Here is a 22,724-nt window from a genome sequence, read left to right as displayed (position 1 = left end):
CGGTTCGACGTTGAAATATAATTTTCTAAACAAAGGATGAATTTTCATGGCAGACATTAAATATGAAATTATTGAAACGATTGGTGTTCTTTCAGAATCTGCAAAAGGATGGAAACGAGAACTGAACCTAATTAGTTGGAACGGTCGTGAACCCAAATATGACCTTAGAGACTGGTCAGAAAACCATGAAAAAATGGGTAAAGGCGTAACTTTATCAACAGAGGAAATAGCGAGTTTAAAAATCTTAATAAGTAATATTGAGTGAAACAAAGATATCTGAGGTAGCAAAAAAAAGCAGCACCTATTCTATTAGTCCTGACTATTTACTGGTCAGCTAAAAGAATAGGTGTATTTTTTTTATACCCTTTTTCGGGTGCTGGAAAAAGTTGAGGGGGACACAGAGAAATTTGTGGTCGATAATCATTCTCCTTCAAGACATTTTTCAAGAGATTCTTTAAGTAGGCATGGAGTTGAACTCCAAATACCTGATTTCGGAGTGAAATAATCATGTCTACGGGATTTGATAAATTATTTAAAACAGAGGAAGAAGTAAAGAATGATATTCTAGCAGATTTTGCAAACGAATTTTTAACTGAAATTGAAAACTTAGTGGGGATGTACGGTAAGAAAGAGTTGATGCAGATGATTTCAAAAGATGAAAGTAAGCAATTGGGAAAAAATACATCACGAACTGCGTAAATTTATGTTTTTACAAAAAGTTAGTTAAAGCAAGGGAACCAAAAATTGGTCGTACCAAAAGAAATATGGAGTTATAATCACAAACAAAAAAGGAGTGCTTATTAAAGTGGAAAAGAAAAAAGTAGCAGTGGGGTATATCCGAGTTTCAACAGAAGAGCAAGCAAAGGATGGTTACAGTTTAGACAATCAACAGTCAGTGATAAATAAAAAATGCAACTATGAGGAATGGGAAGTAAAACAGATATTCCATGATAAGGGGATATCCGGTGCTTCAATGGATAAAAGGGATGGAATTAAAGCTCTCCTCAAATATGTAAAATCAAATAAAGTTGACTACTTAGTAGTGTATAAGGTCAGTCGGTTGAGCAGGAAAATATCAGATGTAGTTGCTATTGCAGATTACTTAGAAAAAGCAGGGGTTAAGCTTATCGCTATTGAGGATAACATCGATACTTCAACACCTATGGGTAAGTATTTCTTGGTTTTCGGTGCAATATTTGCTGAAATGGAACGTGAAAATATTATCACTCAAGTAAAGGGTGGGATGCAGCAAAAAGCCCGAGAAGGTGAATGGAATGGAGGTAAGCCACCTTTAGGATATGACTTAGTAGAAAAGAGGCTTGAAATTAATGAAGCTGATGCAGGTGTTGTTAAATCAATATACAATGAGTATTTAAAAGGTAATGGCTACAAAGCAATCGCACTCAATCTAAATGAAAAAGGCTTTAAAACGAAGTTAGGTAAACCATTCAATGGTATTGGAATAAAGGAGATTTTAAGAAATCCCACATACTGTGGTCTTGTAAGATGGGGGTATCGAGAAGACTGGGGAAAACTTCATGAGGGCAATAAAAGAAAACGACAATATAGTGAAAGTCCAATAATCAGCGAAGGCATTCATGAAGCTATAATTGATAGAGAAATTTTTAATAAAGTGCAGGAAATGATTGCTGAAAATCCACGACATCATATGAAACAATTCAATGGAAATCATTTATTAAGTGGTCTGTTACGGTGTCCAGACTGTGGTTATGGGATGTCAATGCAAATTGTTAAGAGTAAGGGGAAAGTTTACGAGTATTACACATGCAATCAGTACCAAACATATAAACGTTGCAAATCTAATTCTATAAGAAAGTACGACATTGAAGAAGAATTTTTAACAATTTTTGAAGCAGCTATTAATGAACCTGAGATATTGAAGACAATGTTAGGAACATTAAATAATACTGGTCAGCAAACTAAGGAAATCGCGGTAAGTATAAAACGTAAAGAAAATGAACTAAACAAATTGAAGTACAGAGAAAGTAAACTAACCGATGAGCTACTAGAAGGTAATGACAATTATAAGTCTACCATAAGAAGAAAAATCCAAGAGGTCTCCGATGAAATAGTAGTGATAGAAAATGATATCTTGAAGTTGCAGAAATCTTTGCAACAAAATAAAACAGTTAAATTGAATATTAATGAGATAAGCCAATTTTTCAAGAAAGTTGGAAAGGTAATACCACTATTAAATAAACCTGCTCAACAATCATTGATTCGCAAATTAATTACTTCAATTAAAGTTCAAAATAAGCGTATAATAGAAATTTATTTTAGTTTTCAAGAAGGCTTGAAAGTCGATAACAGTGGGGATTCCGAGGAATCCCCTTCTAATAAGAATAGTTTTAGGGTTCAAAAAGATACGGTGAACCTTATCATAAGTAAGTGAGGTTTTTCAACGGAGAAAACTATTTAAAAGAAAGTGTATATCAACAAGAGGACCAATCTTTCCTTCATTGAAAGGCCTATATTAATGAATCTATCATACAATAGCTGTTGAGACATTACCCATAAGATCAAAAGCACTTAATGACATGGTTCCGGGTGCAAAAGTTGTATTATAACCAACTGGATCACTTGGAAAAACGACATCATAAACAAATGGGAGAGGTGCTACCAATCCCCATGGTAAGGCGACATTAAAACTGTTGTTATAGACTTGTATCTGGCCATTTGCTGGGATGGATGTCGGCAACCCAAGTGTGTAGGTGTAGTCTACATAAACGGATAGGTTACTTGATACTGAAAACGGGTCTATATTATCGATAGGTGCATTTGGGTTTGTAATTTGATTATTTTCAATGAGAATAGGTGTAATTGTTGAAAAAGTATAGGGATCTGTAGGCGGAATAAATGTAATGGTCGGTCCAGGTCGATCTAGTTGGTTAACAGTATTATGGGATACATTTATAGAGATATTCTGGCTAGCTGCCAGGTTAAATAATACGAAATGAGAAAATCGTGTCATGTTGTTATTTTGGATAATATAAGTGGCATCGCTAAAAGTGTCTGTAGGTGTGTCAACCTGAAATATAATAGCGTCTTGGCTATTGGGCCCACCTGAAAAAGTGTTGCCAGAGATATTCATTGTGCCTGTTCCGCTTCTTAATTCTATTGCGTGACGAGTACCTGTATGAATAAACGTTGAATTAATAATGGAAAGATTTGAAGCATTGATAATGGCGAGACGCTTTGGTCCTCCTTCAATAATTACGTTATCAAACGTAATATTATCATATAGACCATTTCCAGGAGCATGTTCTATTCTCAATAACGATACATCATCAGCAGCTGTAATGGTCGGGCTAATAAAATGAAGATTTTTAATAGTTACATTATCTGCAGTTATATACAGATTCGATTCTACTGGTGGATTTGGAAACTCAACAACTGTATTTAGTACGGAAAGACCTGTAATTGTTAGCGGCTTACTTACAGTAATAGGAGTAGCTTCAACAAAGGTCCCTGGAAAAACAATAAGAGTATTATCAGGTGCAGCGTCATTAATCGCTGGTTGAATGTCGTTATAGTACTTACCTGAATTAACATTAAGTACACGTCCACTTGGTGTAGTACAAACAAAGTCTGATGAGAGAATAATTCCACCTATAGGGCAAAACATACAGTCGGTAGAAATATTAGTTAAAAATAATGTACAACTTTGATTACTACAAATTAAAGTCTCTTCACACATACCTGTACAAGGTTTACAAATAAAATCTCCTACGGCAATCCCATTACAAGGACCAGTAGTGAGCGCTACTTCGTATACACAAGAAAAGGGGATATTAATCTGTGGAATTTTAATTGGTGTGGTAACCCAATCATATACTTTAGGGACTTTTATACATAGATTTTCATCTTGTTGAGGTGTAGATGTTTTTGGATCTTTATCAAGTGAAATTAAAGGGTATTGGTCTGGAAGAATAGTCTTGATAATTGATATATTTTCCCTTGGATTACAAAATTGAGTTGTAATATTTATAACAGTGTTAAATGAAGATTGTACCGATAAACAAAAATCCACAAAAAGTAATAGTCCTTGGAAGATGTCATCAGAATAAACGGTTTGAGAGAAACAATGAAAATCAGTATATGAACAGGTAATTTGTGTGCCATTAGGTGCACATAGCACGATTAGTTTTGTTTCAGAAAAAGGTTCTGTATGTTGTGTTCCGTTATCCAATACAATAGTCACAAAGCCACTGATTAGAATCTTTACTTGTTGAAGTTTGACATGGGATCCATCTGGGAGAACTACACATTTTTCAGAACGTGAATTTTCTGAAGTTAATTCTTTATAAATGATGCTTCCAGGTAAATTTGGTTCAAGTGGTAGCCCCTGATTATCGGATAGAAAACAGGAAACGACGCTTACCATAACTGCCCCTTACTCGACTTAAGTTTGTTCATAGACATTTATTCGCTCCTTTTTAATCTAATCAAATTATTGTATGTACGTTGCCTAAAAATTTTAAGGTAATTAGCCTAGTTTTCAATATATATTCACTATTAGCGAAATAAAATTTAAATCATATAGAATTTGCAGAATGTTTTCTCGTTGAAGCTGATTAAATAGGGTATCAACAAAGATTACTTAATTGATTTTTCGAGTAATAGAAATCTATTCTAAAATAGAGTTAATTCAATAATAATACTTTTTTAACACTTGGATATCAATGATGACAAATTACTGTTGCAATAATTTGTAGAGGGACAAGAATGGTAATGAAGAAAATTTAATAGTAGTAACTATCAAACTTGTATAAAATCGCACTTACATCAGTTACGGAGAACCGTACCATAAGTAAGTGCGGTTTTATTAGTTCTATACATCTAAAATGCTGCATTTTTAGAGGAAAGAGAAGACTTGAAAGATAATTATATAATGCAAAGTTTGTAGAAAAAGTATCAGGCACTTTTAATAGTGCCTGATACTTTTTTGTTTTATTGGGAGTAGATTGGGTATTAACTATCATAAGCAAGTTATATAGCAAGAGGTGTTGTAGGAATTTACGAAAGGGAAAGGAGTTATAGCCAATATGTTGTTGAGTAAAAAGTTACTATTGATCTTTAGCACAATCGTAGTCTGCCTTATATCTGGTTGTGTAGAGAAGCAGAAGCTTGAAGACGGATCTGAACTGATCAATAAAAATCAATTTGTTTTTGCTACTTCTGGTGAATTTAAGCCATTTAGTTATATAAATGACGATCTTACAATGTCGGGTTTTGATATTGAGGTTGGTGAAGCGATTGCAAAGGAAATGGGCCTTGAGCCGGTTCAGAAACGAATCAAGTTCAAAGGGATTGTGGAAGGGGTGAAAACGGGAAGAGCGGATGCAGCCGTTGCAAGTCACACGATTAACCCGCAGCGGAGTAAACATGTTTCTTTCTCTACCCCTTATTATTATTCAGGACCGAAAATTTTCACCAGACCGGATAGTAAAATTAGGACTGTTGAAGATTTAAAGGGAAAGGAAGTAGCTGTTGCAAAAGGATCAACTTATGCAGATACAGCTTCCAAGTATACAGATAACATAAAAACATATGACAGTGATATTACAGCATTAAAGGCTTTAAGCAGTGGACGTCATGATGCAGTAATCACAGATTTTGTTACAGGAAAAACTGCTGAAAAGGAAGGTTTTAAGATTAAAGGACAACAATTAATTAATCGCAGTGAACAAGCGATTGTGTTGCCTCAGGATAATCCAAAACTATTGAAGCGAGTAAATGAATCTTTGGAACAACTTCGGGAAAATGGAACATTGACTCAAATCAGTATCAAATATTTTGGTGAGGACATTACCAAAAAATCCGAATAAACCAATGCTATAAAAGAAAGGAAGTAGTACTTTGCCAAGTTTTTCGCATTTTTTTCAAATACTAATCGAAACAAAAGGTGTATTCTTTAAAGCTATGCTTTTAACATTAGAGCTGACGGTGGTTTCTATCTTACTGGGAATCATCATCGGACTAGTCTTTGCCTTATTAAAAATTTCTAATATAAAAATTTTAGAACTTATTTCAGATATATATGTCTATTTGGTTCGAGGAACACCACTGATTGTTCAAATATTTATCCTCTACTTCGGAATTAGCGGGATTTTCCTTCTTCCTGATTTTTGGGCTGCTTCACTTGCTCTAGCGCTACATAATGGAGCTTATATTTCTGAAATCCTGCGAGGAGCAATTCAGTCAGTCGATAATGGCCAATTTGAAGCAGGACGCTCGTTGGGAATGACAAAGACAATGACATTAAGAAGGATTATTCTCCCACAGGCATTCCGTAGAGCGTTGCCGCCTTTAGGCAATCAATTTATCATCAGTTTAAAAGATTCTTCGTTAGCCGCATTTATCTCCATGAATGAGCTGTTTAATGTAGCGACAACACTTGGGTCGAATAATTTCGATGAAATGACCTACTTACTCATTGTAGCAGTCTACTATTTATTGCTGGTAGCATTGATGACATTTGTAGTGAACCGCACTGAACTAAAATTAGCAGTAAGCGACAGATAGGAGCTGAAAAGATTGGATACCAAGGAAATGATTAAAATAAGTCAATTGAATAAATCGTTTGGAGACTTACATGTATTGAAAAATATCGACATGACAGTCTACGAGAGCGATGTTGTTTGTCTAATAGGATCGAGCGGGTCAGGGAAAAGCACCCTTCTTCGCTGCTTGAACTTTTTAGAAAGAAAAGATAACGGCAATATTATAATTGAGGGAAATGAAGTCAATCCAAGGACAGATGACCTTAACAAGATTAGAGAAAAGGTTGGGATGGTGTTTCAAAATTTCAACTTATTCCCACATAAAACGGTTTTAGAAAATATTATTGAAGCACCTGTTATGGTAAAGGGTGTAGACAAAGAAAAAGCTATCATCAAAGCAAAGCAATTACTGAAAAAAGTAGGTTTGGAGGATAAGTCGGATGTCTATCCTAGTAAACTATCAGGGGGGCAAAAGCAACGGGTGGCGATTGCTAGAGCACTTGCGATGGAACCAGACATTATGCTTTTTGATGAGCCAACATCGGCACTCGATCCTGAGCTCGTGGGAGAGGTTTTAACAACCATGAAAGATTTGGCTGAAGAAGGAATGACAATGGTTGTTGTTACCCATGAAATGGGATTCGCAAGAGAAGTAGCTGATTGGATTGTCTATATGCATGATGGGAAAATTATTGAACGCGGCACACCTGAACAATTTTTCAACCATCCGCAAGAGGAGAGAACACGGGAATTTTTAACTGCGACAATGCTTAAATAAAACTAAAAGGTTCTGAACGGTAGGGTTAGAATCTCTTATGGTTTTGCATTAAATATTGGATGCCTAGATAAAGCTTGTACAGCCAACCTTATTATAAGTAAGTGAAAATAGCAAAAAGAGAAATTGCAAAGCGCAATTTCTCTTTTTACTGGAACCGTACTTATTTTAATTATAACTCAACCTCGGTAACTTCATTATTACCATTACCATTACCATTACCATTACCGTTGCCGTTGCCATTGCCCGGCTTTTCAACCGACACGTCAAATGTTAATGTGTGGTCACCATACGTTGCTGTAATTGTGGTAGTACCTTGACCTTTACCTTTTACAGCCCCTGCTTTTACAGTAGCTATTTTATCATTTGCTACTTCGTAGGTTGCAAGCGTAGTAACATCTTTTTCTGTTGTTCTACCCTCAAAAGTAGTTACCTCAGTAATCTTAACCATAACCTCTTTACCTATTCTAGTTTCAACCTGAGCTTGGTCAATTTCTAGTGTTACGATTGGTGTTTCTACAACAGGTGCTTTAACTGTAACACTTACCGTAACCTCATGATCACCATATGAAATAGTAATCGTAGTCGTGCCCTCACCTATAGCAGTTACTAATCCATTTGCTATTGTTGCAACATTTTCATCTCCCACAACATAAGTAGCTTTTGAAGTTACATCTTCCTCTGTTGCTTCACCTTCTGGAGGAGTAGACGTCTCTGTTACCGTAAGTTGTGCAGATTCTCCAACTGTTAGGTCTAGCTCAGTTGGATTGACAGAAAGTGTTACTTTTGGTTCAACTACATCTTTTTCAAATATTAATGCTTCACCAACATTCCCTGCAGCGTCTTCAATTTTTACTGATACAGCATTTGTTTCGGTTGTTACTGGGAATGTGAAGCTACCGTCTTGATTTAATTCAAAATGAACTGGCGCTTGTATTTCGCCATTCACTGTCGCAATATAAGAAGCTTTTAATTTATCATTTAAATTGTAGTTTAAACCATATAAATATAACTCTTCATTGTAGTCGATATACTTATCTGTTACCTTTCCTGTAGCGACACCTTCAGCTACTGAACCAGTAATTTCTGGTTTAGTCGTTTTCACGATAATTGGTCCAACATAATCGGAAACTACCCCTGATGCCGCAAGACCAGTAAAGTCAATTGTATAGAGACCATCTGGAATTGTTGTGGCAGGTTCTGTTCCCCATGGTTTGTATTGCCCAGCAACATTCAGCGTATAAGAGCCTTTTCCTAGTGCAGTACCTGCATGTAGATAACCGATGTAGCCGTCTCCATATTCTCCGCCTTGAGGATTCATAATATCCCATAGCTCGATATAGTTAGTTGTTACATCGCCAGTTAATGTAAATGAAAGTACAGCTGAATCTTTCACGCCATCTCCATTAAAGGAGAGGTCTGTTTCTGTAATCTTTAAATCTTTAATTTCAGTTACTGCCTCGCTTCCAAAGTCAGCTGCGAATGGCAATGAAATTTCTGTAGCACCACCGCTGATGTGAATATACCCCAGTATTTCCGAGCCGTTTGGAGCTGTAGCTTGTGAAGCCGTTAATGTAAGATTTAACACTTGCTCACCAACTAGATTAAATGTTGGCTGGTCGACTGTTACAGTTGCATCACCAAATGTTTTTGTCACATCAATTGATACGTTATAATTACCGCCGTTCCCCTTTATATCTTTTACTAAAACTTGTTTCGTTACGGAAATATCCTGGTCTTTAAGTGATTGTGGACCAAAAGTAACTGTCCCTTTTAAGTTTTCTGAAACAGCTCCAGTTCCGTCTAAAATTGCACTATCCAATGCATAGGCAAGAATTTCTGGATGTGCTGCAGCATAAGCATTTACACGACCTGCACCTTGAGAGAACACATCATATTTTGTTTTATCTAAAACCTTTGCTGTATTAGAAAGCGCCACTTTTATGTCGAACGCATTCCAATCAGGATTTGCTTGTTTAAGTAATGCAACAATACCTGTAATATGCGGTGTTGCCATAGAAGTTCCTGTTTTACGATCATATGCCTCTGCATAATCTGCATCAGGGAAATCCTTTTTATACATTGGAATCGTTGACATAATATTTGTTCCAGGTGCACTTACATCTGGTTTAATATCAAAGTTTGGCGTAGATGGTCCACGGGAACTTGAATCGTTTACTTCATCCCCCAGTGTTTTTGTGGAAGTAAATTGACTAAAGCTGACTCTTCCAGCACCACCGACTAATGCAGCACGAATTGCATTACCATCCGTTTGGGACATATCAAATGTTGGTAGAAAAGCAAAGGAATCACCCAGGAATGTACCTGAAATATTAGGTGCATTTGTTCCACCAGCAAAGTTATGAATAATTGTGGCGACTGCTCCATTTGCCTTTGCGTTCGCAATTTTATCAACAAATGCGATGCTGCCACGAGAGATCAATGCCACTTTACCTTTTACATCGATTCCCTCATAGTCTTTTACTTCTCCGTTTCCAGGAATAGCAACTAGGTCAAATTCTCCTTGAAGCTGTGTTGCTAAATCCCTTCCAAAAGTTGTGCCCATTAATGGGAGCTGTTTTGTTAAGTTGTAGTCACCAACTGTAACATTCACTTCACCGTTATACATTGTTTCAGGATTTGTTGTGTTACCAACAGCAATTCCTAAACGAGCGGTTGCAGGCGTGCCCATTGTTCCTCGATTTGGGCCGGAGTTCCCTGTTGCAATTACTCCGATTGTTCCAGCCATCATTGCATTATTAATAGCAAATGAACCTGCGTCCGTTTCAGAGTTAGCCCCCCCACCAAGAGAAAGGTTGATTATGTCCATTTTTTCTGTTACAGCCGTTTCAATTGCTTTAACAATACCAGATGTAGCCCCACTTCCATATGCACCAAGAACACGGTAAGCATAAAGGTCTACTTTTGGAGCAATTCCTTTAATGCCGAAATTGTTAGCTCCAATTGCTGCAATGGTTCCAGCAACATGGGTACCGTGAGAAGTATAGAACGAGCTTCCCTTTTCATTAAATTCAGGTGTTCCAGCAGGACGCTCAGAAGGCAATGTTTCCGATGCATCGTCATCTGCCCGAGGCTTTGTGTAAGTTGATGAATTTGGAATAAAGTTTTTCCCACCTTTATAAATTCCAGCGAACTCGGGGTGATCTGCATCAATACCAGTATCTAATACTGCTACCTTTATACCTTGTCCTTCAATTCCTTCATTCCAAAGCTGTTCGATGCCGAGGAAAGAAATACTTGTATTCATTTGAGCCTCTAATTGATCTTCCTTAATCAGTTCTGATGATTTCATTGTCTTATCTTCTGATGCGTAAACAATTGCATCAGGTTCAATTAATGTTATTCCTTCTATTGAAAGCAGCTTTGGGAGATCATTTGCTTTCACAGTTGCTGCAAAACCGTTTAAAACAGTATCAAATGTGTAGCCTTGAGTCATTTGAACATTTTTAGTAGCTAATTCTTTTTTAACCTGTGCTTGTTGAGATTTTACATTTGACCGAACTTCATTTGCTCGCGCATTAGAGAACTTTTGGCCTTTCACTTGGCTCATTCCTTGCTCTAGTGCCACAGGCTTTTCAGATAAATGTACGATGACTGCAACTTCTTGATTGCCTGATACATTTTGTAAGCTTTCGTGAAGAGTTGGACCATCTTTAGACAAGCTTAGCTGTTCAGCGATAGCCGCCTTTAATTGAAGTATACTTTCACTTTGGCTATCCTGCTTGAATGGTTTCGAATCTTCAGCATTAGCACTCGATAATGGAACCAATAGAAAAAGCACCATAACGAAAGCTATCATACTACTTAAAAACTTCGTAAACTTAAACTTTTTCAAATCTCATTTCTCCCTCCACTCATAATTATCGCACTTTTCAGTTTAGTGTGATATTTCCAATTTATCACAGGTGAGATAATTCGAATATCGGAATATTAAAAAAACTCAAAATATTGATAATTAGTATTACTTTGTCAAAAATGAATTAATTCTATTTTCCTAGTAATTTAATAAAAAAGTAGAACTTTCAAATGAGTATTGACTTACAGTAATTCATACTTTTTATCATTTAAGAGTTTTATAAAAAATCCATTTGACGTTCTGTATTATTTTTTGTACGATATGGAAGAAAAGAATGCCCGGACTAGAACGGGAGAGGTTCATAGCTGATACCCTCTATAAAAAACTATGGAAACATGACAATATGCCATGTCCATATCGGACGTGGCTTTTTTTTATCTGTTTACTTATGTTTTAAATAGAATGATTGGTGATGCCTCTCTTGAAAAGTGTTGGGAAACATTTTACAAGGAGGTTTTTTTATGTCTGGCAGAAGTCATGAAGAAGGATTAAAGGATTTAACCCTATTAGGTAATCAAGGTACAAAGTATTCCTATGATTATGCACCTGAGGTATTAGAGGCAGTGGATAATCTTCATGCTAATCGAGATTATTTTGTTAAGTTTAATTGCCCAGAGTTTACTAGTTTATGTCCGCTTACAAATCAGCCGGATTTTGCAACGATGTACATTTCATATATCCCAGATAAAAAAATTGTTGAAAGTAAATCTCTAAAGTTGTATTTATTCAGTTTTAGAAATCACGGCGATTTTCATGAAGATTGCGTGAATATCATTATGAACGATTTAATTGCACTACTTGATCCAAGATATATAGAGGTTTGGGGGAAATTTACTCCACGTGGGGGTATCTCGATTGATCCATGGTGTAACTATGGGAAGCCAGGAACGAAATACGAAGAAATCGCCAATTATCGTTTAATGAACCACGATCTTAACCCAGAAAAAATTGATAATCGATAAATGAAGCAAGAAAGAGGTTTTTAGCTACCCTCTTAAAAAAACTAAGAAGAAAGCAGCACTTTTTCTTAGAGTGCTGTTTTTTCGATATAAGGGAGTCTTTATAGATGAAAAAGAAAAAAGCAATTGTAGTATTTAGTGGAGGTCAGGACAGCACAACTTGTTTGTTCTGGGCAAAAGAACGCTTTGAAGAGATTGAGGCAGTAACTTTCGATTATGGTCAAAGGCATCGTCTTGAAATTGACTGTGCGAAGGTGATAACAGAGAAGCTTGGTATCAAGCATCACATACTTGATATGTCTCTCCTGAATCAACTTGCTCCGAATGCATTGACACGACAAGACATAAAGGTGAAGGACGGAGAAAATGGTGAGCTCCCATCGACTTTTGTGCCTGGCCGCAATCTCCTTTTTCTTTCATTTGCGGGCGTTTTAGCGAGCCAAGTAGGGGCAAAGCATATTGTAACAGGTGTTTGTGAAACTGATTTTAGTGGATATCCGGATTGCCGAGATGTCTTTATTAAATCCTTAAATGTAACGTTAAATTTATCGATGGATGATTCCTTTGTGATTGATACACCCTTGATGTGGCTGAATAAGGCACAAACATGGGAATTAGCTGATCAGCTTGGGGCACTTGAGTTTGTACGACAAAGAACGTTGACTTGCTATAACGGTGTCATAGCAGATGGCTGTGGTGAATGCCCAGCATGTAAATTGCGAAATAAAGGGCTTGATGAGTATTTAAGTTATAGGAAGGAGTCTTAAGGCATGTCAGATTTTAAAATCGTTGAGAGACTCCAGAAAATTGATGTGGATATTCAAAGAAATCAATTGAACTACCATGCAAAGCGTGTTCTCATAAGCAAAGAATTTACCTTCGATGCTGCTCATCATCTACATCATTATGAAGGGAAATGTAAAAATCTGCACGGTCATACCTATCGGGTAGTATTAGGGCTGAGTGGCTACACAGATGAACGTGGTTTGATAATTGATTTTGGCGATATAAAAGAAATATGGAAACAAAAAATAGAGATTCATTTGGATCACCGCTATTTAAATGAAACGCTTCCACCCATGAATACGACGGCAGAGAACATTGTTGTTTGGATATACGAAAAGTTGACTGAGGCCTTGCTTGATGAAGGATATAACGGTGTGCGTGTAGAGTTTATCAGGCTTTACGAAACTCCAACAAGCTATGCAGAAGCTAGACGGGAGTGGCTGGAAGTTGAGTAAAGTACCTGTTATCGAAATTTTTGGGCCAACGATTCAAGGAGAGGGTATGGTCGTTGGACAGAAGACAATGTTTGTAAGAACTGCGGGCTGCGATTATTCCTGTTCTTGGTGTGATTCATCGTTTACGTGGGATGGCAGTGGAAAGCATTTTATTGTCCAAATGACGGCGGAAGAGATTTGGGCTGAGCTGAAGCGGCTTGGAGGTAATGGTTTTTCATTTGTCACAATTTCAGGCGGCAATCCTGCACTCAATCCGAATTTAGCAGAGCTTATTGCCATTTTAAAAGAAAATGACATAAAAATCGGGGTAGAAACACAGGGGAGTAGGTGGCAAAAGTGGATGTATGAGATTGATGAACTGACAATTTCACCAAAGCCACCTAGTTCTGGAATGACCACAGACTACTCGGTGCTCTCTTATATCTTCGAAAAACTTGAAGATCGAAACAGCAATCACCATGTATCTCTCAAAATAGTCGTTTTTAATCAAGAGGATTACGATTATGCTAAACAAATTCACCATCTATATCCAATGATTCCTTTTTATCTTCAAGTCGGTAATGATAATCTCACGACAATTGATAATTCACAATTAATGATGCATTTATTGGATAAATATCGTGCGCTGATTGATAGAGTAATGAAGGATGAGGATTTAAGAGATGTTAAAGTACTGCCACAGTTACATGCCCTTGTGTGGGGAAATAAAAGAGGTGTATAGTGTGCCATTACAAAAATTAAATTTACTTGAGGAGTAATAGTTTGAGAATATTATTTTATTTATTATCTATTGTTATTGCTAATGTGGTAACGGCAGCATTTGCACCATTACATTTTGGTATGTTTATTGTCCCAATGGGAACGCTTTTAATTGGGGCAACCTTTATTTTTCGGGATCTAGTACAAAATAAATATGGTAGAAAAAAGACGTATTTATTTATTATTACAGCGTTAATTTTATCAGCTGTGGTGTCATTCCTACTAGGTGATACACTTTTGATTGTGGTAGCCTCAGCACTATCATTTGTTGTCGCTGAAACGGCCGATACTGAAATTTATACTCGATTAAAATTACCAATGGCTTGGCGTGTGTTCTACAGTGGTATTGTCGGAGGATTTTTAGATTCTGCAATTTTCGTAGTAATCGGCTTAAGTCCACTTGGTGCCAATATATTGCCATGGGAAGCGGTACCTGCCGCCATTTTGGGGCAAATTATTGTGAAGACAATTATACAAATGGTTGGTGCAATTCTTTTAAATAAAGTTGGTCCAATGAAAGAAAAATATATTATTCCAGAATAATTCTTCCTTATTATGAAGATACGGATCACATGTAAGCTTTTTAAAAACAGGCCCATTCGTTTTATTCGAATGGGTCTGTTTGATTTATATTCTTTTTAAGATACCTATTGCATTTTTTATGCCGTTTTCTTTTGTTTAAGGTCTAAATGATAACTAAAGAAAGTTAGTAGACTTGCACCGACGGCAACTATACCAGCAACCCATGTGACATTCATCAAATTTCCTTGATGATATACAATGCCGCCTAATGCAGACCCAAAAGCGATGCCTACGTTACTTGCCACTGGCATAAGAGAAGCCGCGAGTCCTTTAGCATCTGGTTTGTAAATTTCGGCCAAATCTATTAAATAAAGTTGAGTAGATGTTGTTAAGAGGATGGCCATTAGTGACATTAGTCCGATGTTCGCTAATCCTAAAATAAAATGGTTTGTTGTCCAAAATAAGCTTGTCAATACAATAGCTTGTGCGAGAAAGACAAACCGAAGTCGGCCGATGGCATTGTGACTGGCAATTCTACCAGCAAGAATGTTGCTGAAAATCGAAAGAAAGCCGTAGCCGAATAAGATTAAACTTATAGAATTATTTGGTGCACCCATTCCCTTTAAAATAGGAACAAGGTACGTAAAGACTGCATAGGTTGCACCAAACCCGAGAGCAGGAATGAAAAAGGCAATTAAAATTCGAGGCTGAATCATTAAAGAAAATTGATCCCGTATTGAGCTTCGTACTTGGCTGAGTCGAGTAGGTAAGACAAAAAAAGATGCCGCAAACGCCAATCCTCCGAGAAGAGTGGTTAACATAAAAGTGGCATTCCAGCCGTACCATTCAGCGATTACAATTCCAATGGGTACTCCCACTACGTTTGCCAGTGTAAAACCACCGAAAACAAATGATATAGCAAGGCTGCGTTTATTAATTGGCATGGTTTCGCTTGCAACAATCATGGCTAGAGAGATCAATACACCTGTTACAATCGCGGTCATAACCCGAAGTATAAGGAGCATAATATAGCTCGTTGAAATTACACACAGAGCATTTAAGGCAATGAAGGAACCTATCAAAAACAACATCCATTTACGCTTTGGAAAATGGCTTGTTGCTGACATGACGAGTGGTGTAGCGATGGCAAATGTGATGGCGAACGCAGAAACGAGTGTGCCTGCTTTTGCATTTGTCATATGAAGGCTTGAAGAAATATCAGTTAAAATCCCGACAATAACAAATTCGCTTGTCCCCAGAACAAATGTTAATAATGCAAGTGTTAAGATAAGTAACCAATGTCGCTTGGATAACTGTGTATGATCCATAAATACCTCTTTCTTTGATGAATGTAACTGTGTTAATTAGTAGACACACAATTTAAACATCATATCATAAAATGTTTTTATGAGAAATTAGATTAGTTTTACGATATGCCAGTGTTTGTTTCCGACTATTTTCCTCTAAAGAAGGATTTTGTAAATATTACTCGAATTTTTTATTGGAAGAGTAACTTTAAAATTTTATCTATTTTGTATGTATAAATAATAAGGGGAAAAGGGGGATTCACATGATTCAATTCCTTCAGATGGGAGCAAATACAGTTATAAGTTCCCAAAAAGGTAGTGTTACTATTAGCTACGAAATGTCTAATTCGATTGATATTTCGTTAACTGCATTCCTTTTAACGGATGCAAATAAGGTACAAGGAGATAGCGGCATTATATTTTATAATCAACCAACTAGCTTATCTGGTGCAGCTACCCTGATACCATCTGAGAATGTAGGGAATATAAAAATACATAAAATGAATTTTGACATGAGTAAAATCCCTGAAGGTATTACTAAAATAGCAATAACACTTACAGAAGATAATAGCCGAGGTTTTTCAAATGTGAAAAATTTAAAGGCAGAAATACGTACTGATAATAATGTTATCAATTTAGCACCAGCTAATTTTGCAAATGAAAATGGAATCGTAGTATTAGAATTATATCTAAGAAATAGTCAGACAAAGGTGAGATCTATATGGCGCGGATTTGATTCTGGGTTAGAGGGGTTATGTAAAAATTATGGTGTTGAGGTTGAACCTGAAGAGCAAAACAATCTTTCTGAATCAACAACTATAAAAAAACAAATGCTGATAGAACCTGATCAATCACGAAATGTTCCAGAAAATACAAATAGACAAAGCATGTTGTCATCGATAAATCTTGAAAAGGTAAAGGGGAATGTCAGTCTCACCAAAGGTCAAAAGCCAGTTATCATTGATAAAACGCCTGAAATTACTGCTACGGTATCATGGAAAACTGGTACTGACTACGATATATATGCTTTAGTCTATACAAAGGATGGTCAGCAGATCGATGTAGCTATGTTTGGGGCGAAAAATACACCCCCACTTAGGAGTTTTCACCATGGGGTAGTCGAACACATGGGGGATGTTGGGAGAGATGCTGGTTCAACAAAAACTGAAGTAATCAAATTGAGATTAAATAATAATGTTTTAGCTGTTGTTCCTGTGGTTTATTCCGCCCAATCAAATGGCACAGGTTCATTCTACAGATATAAGGTGTCCATGAGTATAGATAATCATAATGGAACCTCCGTTACTATTTTTGCTAAAAATGCTAATAATAATGATAGAATTTATTCCTGTGTGCCTGGAATACTTCATAATACTCCAGATGGTGTGATTATCAACCCATTAGAGCTTTATAGTGAACCGAATTCAGAACGTAGACCTAAGCTGAAGATGGGCTCTTCTAATATGGTAGAAGTTCTAATGGATAAAGGCCCAATAAATGATTACAAGTAAAAGCAAATAAAACGGAGATTGGCGATAGCCAGTCTCCTCTTTTTTGTCACAACTTATTAAAGGTTACTCCTTTTGTTCGTGGGCAATATACGCAGCTAGTAATTCACGGACTTCATCCGTAGAATTTGCACTCAGTAATTGAACTCTTAATTGACTAGCCCCTTTGAAGCCACGTATATATATTTTAAAGAAACGTTGTAATGCTTTAAATGAACGTGTTTCGAATTCCTTGGAATAATGGTCATGAAGATTAAGGTGTAGGTATAGTAAATTAAGGTATTCTTTGGCGCTATGCTCTTTAGGTTCTTTTTCAAAGGCAAATGGGTTTGAAAACACACCGCGACCAATCATTACACCATCGATACCGTATTGCTCAACTAGTTTTAGACCTGTTAAACGATCAGGAATATCACCGTTGATCGTCAGTAATGTGTGGGGAGCAACTTCATCACGTAGTTTTTTGATATCTCCAATTAATTCCCAATGTGCAGCGACCTTGCTCATCTCTTCCCGTGTACGGAGATGAATAGAAAGATTGGCGATATCCTGTTTTAAAATATGTGTAAGCCACTCACGCCATTCTGTTACATCCGTAAAGCCAAGTCTTGTTTTGACACTAACGGGTAAGCCTCCTGCTTTGGCTGCTTGAATAATATCTGCGGCTAGTTCAGGATGAAGAATTAATCCAGCTCCTTTACCTCTTTCTGCTACATTATCAACTGGGCAACCCATATTAATATCAATTCCCTTAAAGCCTAATTCCTTCATACCAATACTCATTTTACGAAAATGTTCAGGGTTGTCCCCCCAAATATGTGCAACAATAGGCTGTTCATCTTCTGTGAAAGCTAAGCGGTTTCGTACATTATCTAATCCATCTGGATGACAATAGCTCGTCGTATTGGTGAATTCTGTAAAATATACATCGGGTCTCCCAGCTTCCTGAATGACATGACGAAATACAACATCTGTCACATCCTCCATTGGAGCTAAAATGAAGAATGGCCGTGGTAAATCTAGCCAGAAATTTTTTTGATTCATTGCTAAAAATCCTCTCTTTCCAAAATACTACCTTGCAAAAAGATATCATATTTACTTTATTTCTACATAGTTAATCGGCTTAGCTTAAGGAGAGAAATGCATCCTTGTAATTAGACTTAGGTTCTTTTAGATTAGAAAGTAATCAAAAATATCCAACAAAATACTGTATTATCCATAATGATATAATATGTAATATAATGTAGAAATTTAGGGGGAGTGTTGAAATGGCAAAATATGAGTATAAAACAATTGGTATGAATGATATACCTACAATGGCTGAATTACTCGTAAATAGACAGAGCCTTGAAGGTGAAGTATATCCATTTCTAAACAACAGCTGTCTTAATGCTGAACATATAACAAATACGCTTAAAAACTTATTTGCTCATAATAATATTAAGGGAATTGGAGCATTTATTAAAGATGATCTAGTAGGATATTTAATCGGCGTCATCAAGAATGACTCTCTAAGAGGCAGACATGTATGGGTACCATATGAGGGATTGGCAATCAGAAAGGATCAATGCGCTGAGCTTATAAGAAAATTATATGCAGAGGTTTCAGTGGTATGGCTAGAGCAAGGTTGTTTTATGCATTACACGATAATCCCTCTTGGAAATGAGGCTTACTATGATGCCTACCAACGATTAAGCTTTTCTATACAGCAAGTACATGGGGTTATGAACATTAGGGATTATAAACCATTTGAAAATAGATGTAATGCAGAGATTAGGGTTGCAAATAAAATGGATAGTGAGATGTTGGGGAAAATGTCTAGGATCATTCAATCGTATCAAAATTCCACACCTACATTTGAGCCTGTATTCCCTGAGGTTGTCATGAGCATAAAAGACTCATATAAAAGTATAGTAGAGGAGAATAATGATACATGTTTCGTTGCAGTAGTGGATGGGCAGGAATTAGGATTTCAAAAATATTATCCTATCCATTCAGATTTGATGACACCTGAGCATGCAATAGAGTTAACGATTGCAGGTACTTACTCTTCTCAAATGGGAAGAGGTGTGGGAAAAAAGCTGATGAATGAAGGCTGTAGAAGGATGAAAGAGGCGGGCTATGAGAATATCATTACAGATTGGCGAATTACTAATCTTGCTGCATCAACTTTTTGGCCTAAGTGCGGTTTTAAGCCAGTAGCCTATAGAATGGTTAGGTGCATTAACAGTGATATAGCCTGGGCAAACTTTCATAACCCAAGTATAGGATTATTGTAAATCTAGTTAAGTATTTATCGGCTAGATAGTTAAAATTTAGTTTTAGATTGCTTGTCTATATTTCGTAAATATTGACATTTATTTTTTAGACAACTAAGCTTAATGGAAAAATAGTGCTGGGGGGCTGCCAGTGGAATTTATTAAATTAAATTGTCCAAATTGTAATGGAAAAATTGAATATAAAGAAGAGCAAACATTCAAATGTCCTTTTTGTGACACGGAAATCATGTTGAAAGAGAATAAAATTTATTATGTAGATCAAACAATTAATAATTATTATGGAACAGCTTCTCCTAATACAACATCCCGTCCAAAAACAAATTTAAAGCTGCTCTTTATGATACCAATTGTCATGATATGTCTATTCCTTGGGTATTTTCTTTTAAGTAGTAATCAAACAGAGGATGGAAACCGTGAAGAACTATCCGTTCGAACAATGCCTGAAAGTGAAGTTCTTCTATTCTTTTTAAAAGATATTTTTGATAAAGGTGGGACGATGCCAACAAAAGAAGAGATTGCAAGTATTCGATATTTGGCTGCCTACTATTCTGACGATCAATGGCATTTTGATTATAGTCTAGAGGATCCTTTTACAAATAAGGAAGCTAAAATTTCTACTTATATCATTATGGATAAATTATTAAATACGCAAGAAATTGAACAAAAGGACTTTGAGGCCTTTACTGGCTTAACGGTTTTAAAGCTCATGAATGATTATGAAATATCACAAAGTGAGAAAGTAAGTTTCCAACATCTTGAAAACTTAAAAAGTTATACTGGTAGCTTTAATGAATCATTTAGTAAAATTGCGGGATATTTTAGTGAAAAATCAAATGTTAAAGAGCTTTCTATCCAAATAAGAAGTAATGATGAACTGGCTTTATTATTACAGTTCCCTAATCTTCAATCGCTTGAACTATCTTATGTGACTGAAGAGGTAACAGATTTCCAGATTCTAAACAAATTATCGCTGAAATCACTGTCCTTAAAATCGATCAATGATTTAAAGTGGCTGTCTACACTAACTAATCTAGAATCGTTAGCAATAGACATTAGTGAAGCTACGGATTTTAGCCCACTTTACTCATTGACTCAATTACAAGAATTGAAGCTTACGTCAGTAAGAAATTTAAAAACGCTTGATTTTATACAAAACATGCCTAAACTACAATCTTTAGATCTTGAAAACATGAATATAATCAATTTAGATAGACTTAGAAATATGTCATCTTTAACAAAGCTACGTTTAGCTTCTCCTGGTCAAGTGGAATTGTTGGATATGGTAAACAGTCTAACGTCATTGACGGAGTTATCCTTAACTGGTTATCATGGTGATATTTCATCGATTGTAGCGCCCCATTTGAAAAAAGCAGAGCTGAAGAGTTCATTTTTACCAAAGCTAGAAGCACCCGCTTTAAGAGATTTGACGGTTTCTATAAGTGGATCGGATTCGCAATTGAATGGTTCAGAACTACTGAAATACCCACAGCTAGAACAGCTTACAGTCAGGGAGTATGGAACTCTTAAAGGTATTCGTTCATTAAATGACCTACCTCATTTGCAAACAATCAATTTAAATGAGACTCTCTTTTATGAAACCAATGAATTATTCAATTTACAGCATGTAAAAATGTTAAACTGTCATGAATGTAATTTTCAGGTGAATAGTAAGCCATTTACAAACAACGTGCTAGAGCATTTAATTTTAAATGATGTCTCCATTCAAATTGGTAATGGGGAATGGGTGCAAGAAGTAGATAAGATCATGCCTTATTTTGCTGGCTTTACAAATTTACGTTCATTCACTTTACAAGATAGTTCACTACAATCGTTAAATTTCTTGGGAAATTGGCAACAAATAGAGGTGCTTCATTTAGAAAATAATGCCATTTCAAATGTAGAACCCTTAGTAAATTTGCCTAACTTAAAAAAACTATATATTTTAGGGAATCAGGTACAAAATCAATCTGTATTAGACAAGGGAATTATGATTTATTGAATGTGAATTAATAGTCAGGAAATAATGTAATGTTGTAACATACGAATTTAATATAGTAGAAATAAAAAGAGAGACAATGACAGGATATTCCTGTCATTGTCTCTCTTGGATTTGTCCTACAGTTTAGATAGTTTTATAATGAATTGATGCTTAACAAGAGGAGTTGAAAAGGATATGTTCGTACGTAATAAAGGTTTGTTTTTTATGCTATCTCTGCTAGCCATTATTGTTGTTTTGACAGGCTGTGGTACAGCTAAGGATAGTGAGAAAACTGAGGGAAAAACAGCTAAAGAAACACAAGAAACAATGGATTACGCGTCAAAAGTGAAGGAAAATCCAATTGTGACGATTACGATGAGCAATGATGAAAAAATTGTTATTGAATTGGAGCCTACTGTAGCACCAAATACAGTAGCTAACTTTATTGCTTTAGTAAAAGATGGATTCTATGATGGTCTTATTTTCCATCGAGTTATTCCTGATTTTATGATTCAGGGTGGAGATCCGAAAGGAAATGGTACTGGAGGGCCTGATTATTCGATTGATGGTGAGTTTACCTCAAATGGATTTGAAAATAATATGAAGCATGAACGTGGTGTTATTTCAATGGCTCGTTCGAATGATCCAAACTCAGCAGGCTCACAATTTTTCATTATGGTAAAGAAGGCCTCACATCTTGATGGGGAATATGCTGCTTTTGGCAAGGTGATTGCAGGTATGGAAACAGTTGATGCCATTGTTGGAGCAGAGCGAGATGCTACAGATAAACCACTCGAAGATCAGCAGATGAAAAAGGTAGAGGTGGATACAAAGGGCTTTGATTATCCAGCACCAAAGGTAAACAAGTAGCTTGCGTCCCAATGCTATTGGTTAAAATCTAAAAGTTAATATAAACATTAAAAAGGCTAAATCAATTGAGATTTGGCCTTTTATATTTGTTAAAAAATTGAAATTATAAATATTTTTGATTAATA

Annotated in this window: 19 protein-coding genes and 1 riboswitch; of the genes, 15 read left to right on the top strand and 4 right to left on the bottom strand. The window is 36.1% G+C overall.

The genetic code is table 11. The annotated features are described in order from the left end of the window. Positions 1–46: 46 nt before the first annotated feature. The 3 genes from RCJ95_RS09075 (at position 47) to RCJ95_RS09065 (ending at position 2,413) form a co-directional block, all read left to right on the top strand. Entirely contained in the window at positions 47–265 is a 219-nt protein-coding gene (locus tag RCJ95_RS09075; protein WP_446722130.1) for a YdbC family protein, read from the top strand. Positions 266–507: 242 nt separating this feature from the next. Then, complete coding sequence (locus RCJ95_RS09070; RefSeq protein WP_446722129.1) at positions 508–699, top strand: hypothetical protein; 192 nt, start codon at positions 508–510, stop codon at positions 697–699. A 106-nt stretch (positions 700–805) separates the two neighbouring features. Further along, positions 806–2,413: a recombinase family protein gene (locus RCJ95_RS09065; RefSeq protein ID WP_446722128.1), complete on the top strand. Its 1,608-nt coding sequence runs from the start codon at positions 806–808 to the stop codon at positions 2,411–2,413. Between the two features lie 93 nt (positions 2,414–2,506). On the opposite strand, the gene RCJ95_RS09060 is transcribed toward RCJ95_RS09065, so the two are convergent. Next, positions 2,507–4,405, bottom strand: coding sequence for a hypothetical protein (locus RCJ95_RS09060; protein ID WP_221682456.1), 1,899 nt, complete (start codon positions 4,403–4,405; stop codon positions 2,507–2,509). A gap of 661 nt (positions 4,406–5,066) precedes the next feature. Between RCJ95_RS09060 and RCJ95_RS09055 the strand changes: the two genes are divergently transcribed. Genes RCJ95_RS09055 through RCJ95_RS09045 form a run of 3 tightly spaced genes read left to right on the top strand, consistent with a single transcriptional unit; the run spans position 5,067 to position 7,302 of the window. Beyond that, positions 5,067–5,849, top strand: a complete 783-nt coding sequence (locus RCJ95_RS09055) for a transporter substrate-binding domain-containing protein (protein WP_221682455.1) — start codon at positions 5,067–5,069, stop codon at positions 5,847–5,849. Between the two features lie 31 nt (positions 5,850–5,880). Further along, complete coding sequence (locus RCJ95_RS09050; protein WP_221682454.1) at positions 5,881–6,546, top strand: amino acid ABC transporter permease; 666 nt, start codon at positions 5,881–5,883, stop codon at positions 6,544–6,546. 27 nt (positions 6,547–6,573) lie between these two features. Then, positions 6,574–7,302 (top strand): amino acid ABC transporter ATP-binding protein, encoded by a 729-nt coding sequence (locus tag RCJ95_RS09045; protein WP_221682481.1) that lies wholly within the window; start codon positions 6,574–6,576, stop codon positions 7,300–7,302. A 169-nt stretch (positions 7,303–7,471) separates the two neighbouring features. Here RCJ95_RS09045 and RCJ95_RS09040 read toward each other — a convergent pair whose 3' ends face one another. After that, positions 7,472–11,155: a S8 family serine peptidase gene (locus tag RCJ95_RS09040; RefSeq protein WP_446722127.1), complete on the bottom strand. Its 3,684-nt coding sequence runs from the start codon at positions 11,153–11,155 to the stop codon at positions 7,472–7,474. A gap of 309 nt (positions 11,156–11,464) precedes the next feature. Then, positions 11,465–11,511, top strand: a riboswitch (PreQ1 riboswitch). A 126-nt stretch (positions 11,512–11,637) separates the two neighbouring features. Here RCJ95_RS09040 and queF point away from each other — a divergent pair. The 5 genes from queF (at position 11,638) to RCJ95_RS09015 (ending at position 14,678) form a co-directional block, all read left to right on the top strand. After that, on the top strand, positions 11,638–12,138 hold the full coding sequence (gene queF, locus RCJ95_RS09035; RefSeq protein WP_004233404.1) for a preQ(1) synthase: 501 nt from the start codon (positions 11,638–11,640) through the stop codon (positions 12,136–12,138). Positions 12,139–12,242: 104 nt separating this feature from the next. Next, positions 12,243–12,902, top strand: coding sequence for a 7-cyano-7-deazaguanine synthase QueC (gene queC / locus RCJ95_RS09030; RefSeq protein WP_274771061.1), 660 nt, complete (start codon positions 12,243–12,245; stop codon positions 12,900–12,902). Positions 12,903–12,905: 3 nt separating this feature from the next. Next, positions 12,906–13,376: a 6-carboxytetrahydropterin synthase QueD gene (gene queD, locus RCJ95_RS09025; RefSeq protein WP_221682452.1), complete on the top strand. Its 471-nt coding sequence runs from the start codon at positions 12,906–12,908 to the stop codon at positions 13,374–13,376. Beyond that, complete coding sequence (gene queE / locus RCJ95_RS09020) at positions 13,369–14,097, top strand: 7-carboxy-7-deazaguanine synthase QueE (protein ID WP_221682451.1); 729 nt, start codon at positions 13,369–13,371, stop codon at positions 14,095–14,097. Before queD ends, queE begins: the two co-directional genes overlap by 8 nt. Before the next feature lie 41 nt (positions 14,098–14,138). Beyond that, positions 14,139–14,678 carry a VUT family protein gene (locus RCJ95_RS09015; RefSeq protein ID WP_221682450.1) on the top strand — a complete coding sequence of 180 codons (540 nt, stop codon included), beginning with the start codon at positions 14,139–14,141 and terminating at the stop codon, positions 14,676–14,678. Between the two features lie 116 nt (positions 14,679–14,794). On the opposite strand, the gene RCJ95_RS09010 is transcribed toward RCJ95_RS09015, so the two are convergent. Continuing rightward, positions 14,795–15,985 carry an MFS transporter gene (locus RCJ95_RS09010; RefSeq protein WP_221682449.1) on the bottom strand — a complete coding sequence of 397 codons (1,191 nt, stop codon included), beginning with the start codon at positions 15,983–15,985 and terminating at the stop codon, positions 14,795–14,797. A 242-nt stretch (positions 15,986–16,227) separates the two neighbouring features. On the opposite strand from RCJ95_RS09010, the gene RCJ95_RS09005 reads away from it, so the two are divergent. Next, positions 16,228–17,475, top strand: coding sequence for a TerD family protein (locus tag RCJ95_RS09005; RefSeq protein WP_221682448.1), 1,248 nt, complete (start codon positions 16,228–16,230; stop codon positions 17,473–17,475). Positions 17,476–17,538: 63 nt separating this feature from the next. Here the strand turns inward: RCJ95_RS09005 and RCJ95_RS09000 are convergent, their stop codons facing one another. Next, entirely contained in the window at positions 17,539–18,516 is a 978-nt protein-coding gene (locus tag RCJ95_RS09000; protein ID WP_221682447.1) for a tRNA dihydrouridine synthase, read from the bottom strand. A 224-nt stretch (positions 18,517–18,740) separates the two neighbouring features. Between RCJ95_RS09000 and RCJ95_RS08995 the strand changes: the two genes are divergently transcribed. The 3 genes from RCJ95_RS08995 (at position 18,741) to RCJ95_RS08985 (ending at position 22,599) form a co-directional block, all read left to right on the top strand. Next, positions 18,741–19,751: a GNAT family N-acetyltransferase gene (locus RCJ95_RS08995; protein ID WP_257520855.1), complete on the top strand. Its 1,011-nt coding sequence runs from the start codon at positions 18,741–18,743 to the stop codon at positions 19,749–19,751. A gap of 130 nt (positions 19,752–19,881) precedes the next feature. Beyond that, positions 19,882–21,750 (top strand): leucine-rich repeat domain-containing protein, encoded by a 1,869-nt coding sequence (locus tag RCJ95_RS08990; protein ID WP_221682445.1) that lies wholly within the window; start codon positions 19,882–19,884, stop codon positions 21,748–21,750. A gap of 174 nt (positions 21,751–21,924) precedes the next feature. After that, on the top strand, positions 21,925–22,599 hold the full coding sequence (locus tag RCJ95_RS08985) for a peptidylprolyl isomerase (protein ID WP_221682444.1): 675 nt from the start codon (positions 21,925–21,927) through the stop codon (positions 22,597–22,599). The last annotated feature ends 125 nt before the right edge of the window (positions 22,600–22,724 follow it).

Source organism: Lysinibacillus sp. BSL11 (genome assembly GCF_052928325.1).
Note: the sequence above shows the minus strand (reverse complement) of the source record. Positions and strands in the feature narration are given on the sequence as shown.

Bases quoted from the DNA above. Each gene is read 5' to 3' on its own strand.
- RCJ95_RS09075 (WP_446722130.1), top strand. From the start codon at position 47: ATGGCAGACATTAAATATGAAATTATTGAAACGATTGGTGTTCTTTCA.
- RCJ95_RS09070 (WP_446722129.1), top strand. From the start codon at position 508: ATGTCTACGGGATTTGATAAATTATTTAAAACAGAGGAAGAAGTAAAG.
- RCJ95_RS09060 (WP_221682456.1), bottom strand. From the start codon at position 4,405: ATGGTAAGCGTCGTTTCCTGTTTTCTATCCGATAATCAGGGGCTACCA.
- RCJ95_RS09055 (WP_221682455.1), top strand. From the start codon at position 5,067: ATGTTGTTGAGTAAAAAGTTACTATTGATCTTTAGCACAATCGTAGTC.
- RCJ95_RS09045 (WP_221682481.1), top strand. From the start codon at position 6,574: ATGATTAAAATAAGTCAATTGAATAAATCGTTTGGAGACTTACATGTA.
- queF (WP_004233404.1), top strand. From the start codon at position 11,638: ATGTCTGGCAGAAGTCATGAAGAAGGATTAAAGGATTTAACCCTATTA.
- queC (WP_274771061.1), top strand. From the start codon at position 12,243: ATGAAAAAGAAAAAAGCAATTGTAGTATTTAGTGGAGGTCAGGACAGC.
- queD (WP_221682452.1), top strand. From the start codon at position 12,906: ATGTCAGATTTTAAAATCGTTGAGAGACTCCAGAAAATTGATGTGGAT.
- RCJ95_RS09010 (WP_221682449.1), bottom strand. From the start codon at position 15,985: ATGGATCATACACAGTTATCCAAGCGACATTGGTTACTTATCTTAACA.
- RCJ95_RS09005 (WP_221682448.1), top strand. From the start codon at position 16,228: ATGATTCAATTCCTTCAGATGGGAGCAAATACAGTTATAAGTTCCCAA.
- RCJ95_RS09000 (WP_221682447.1), bottom strand. From the start codon at position 18,516: ATGAATCAAAAAAATTTCTGGCTAGATTTACCACGGCCATTCTTCATT.
- RCJ95_RS08995 (WP_257520855.1), top strand. From the start codon at position 18,741: ATGGCAAAATATGAGTATAAAACAATTGGTATGAATGATATACCTACA.
- RCJ95_RS08985 (WP_221682444.1), top strand. From the start codon at position 21,925: ATGTTCGTACGTAATAAAGGTTTGTTTTTTATGCTATCTCTGCTAGCC.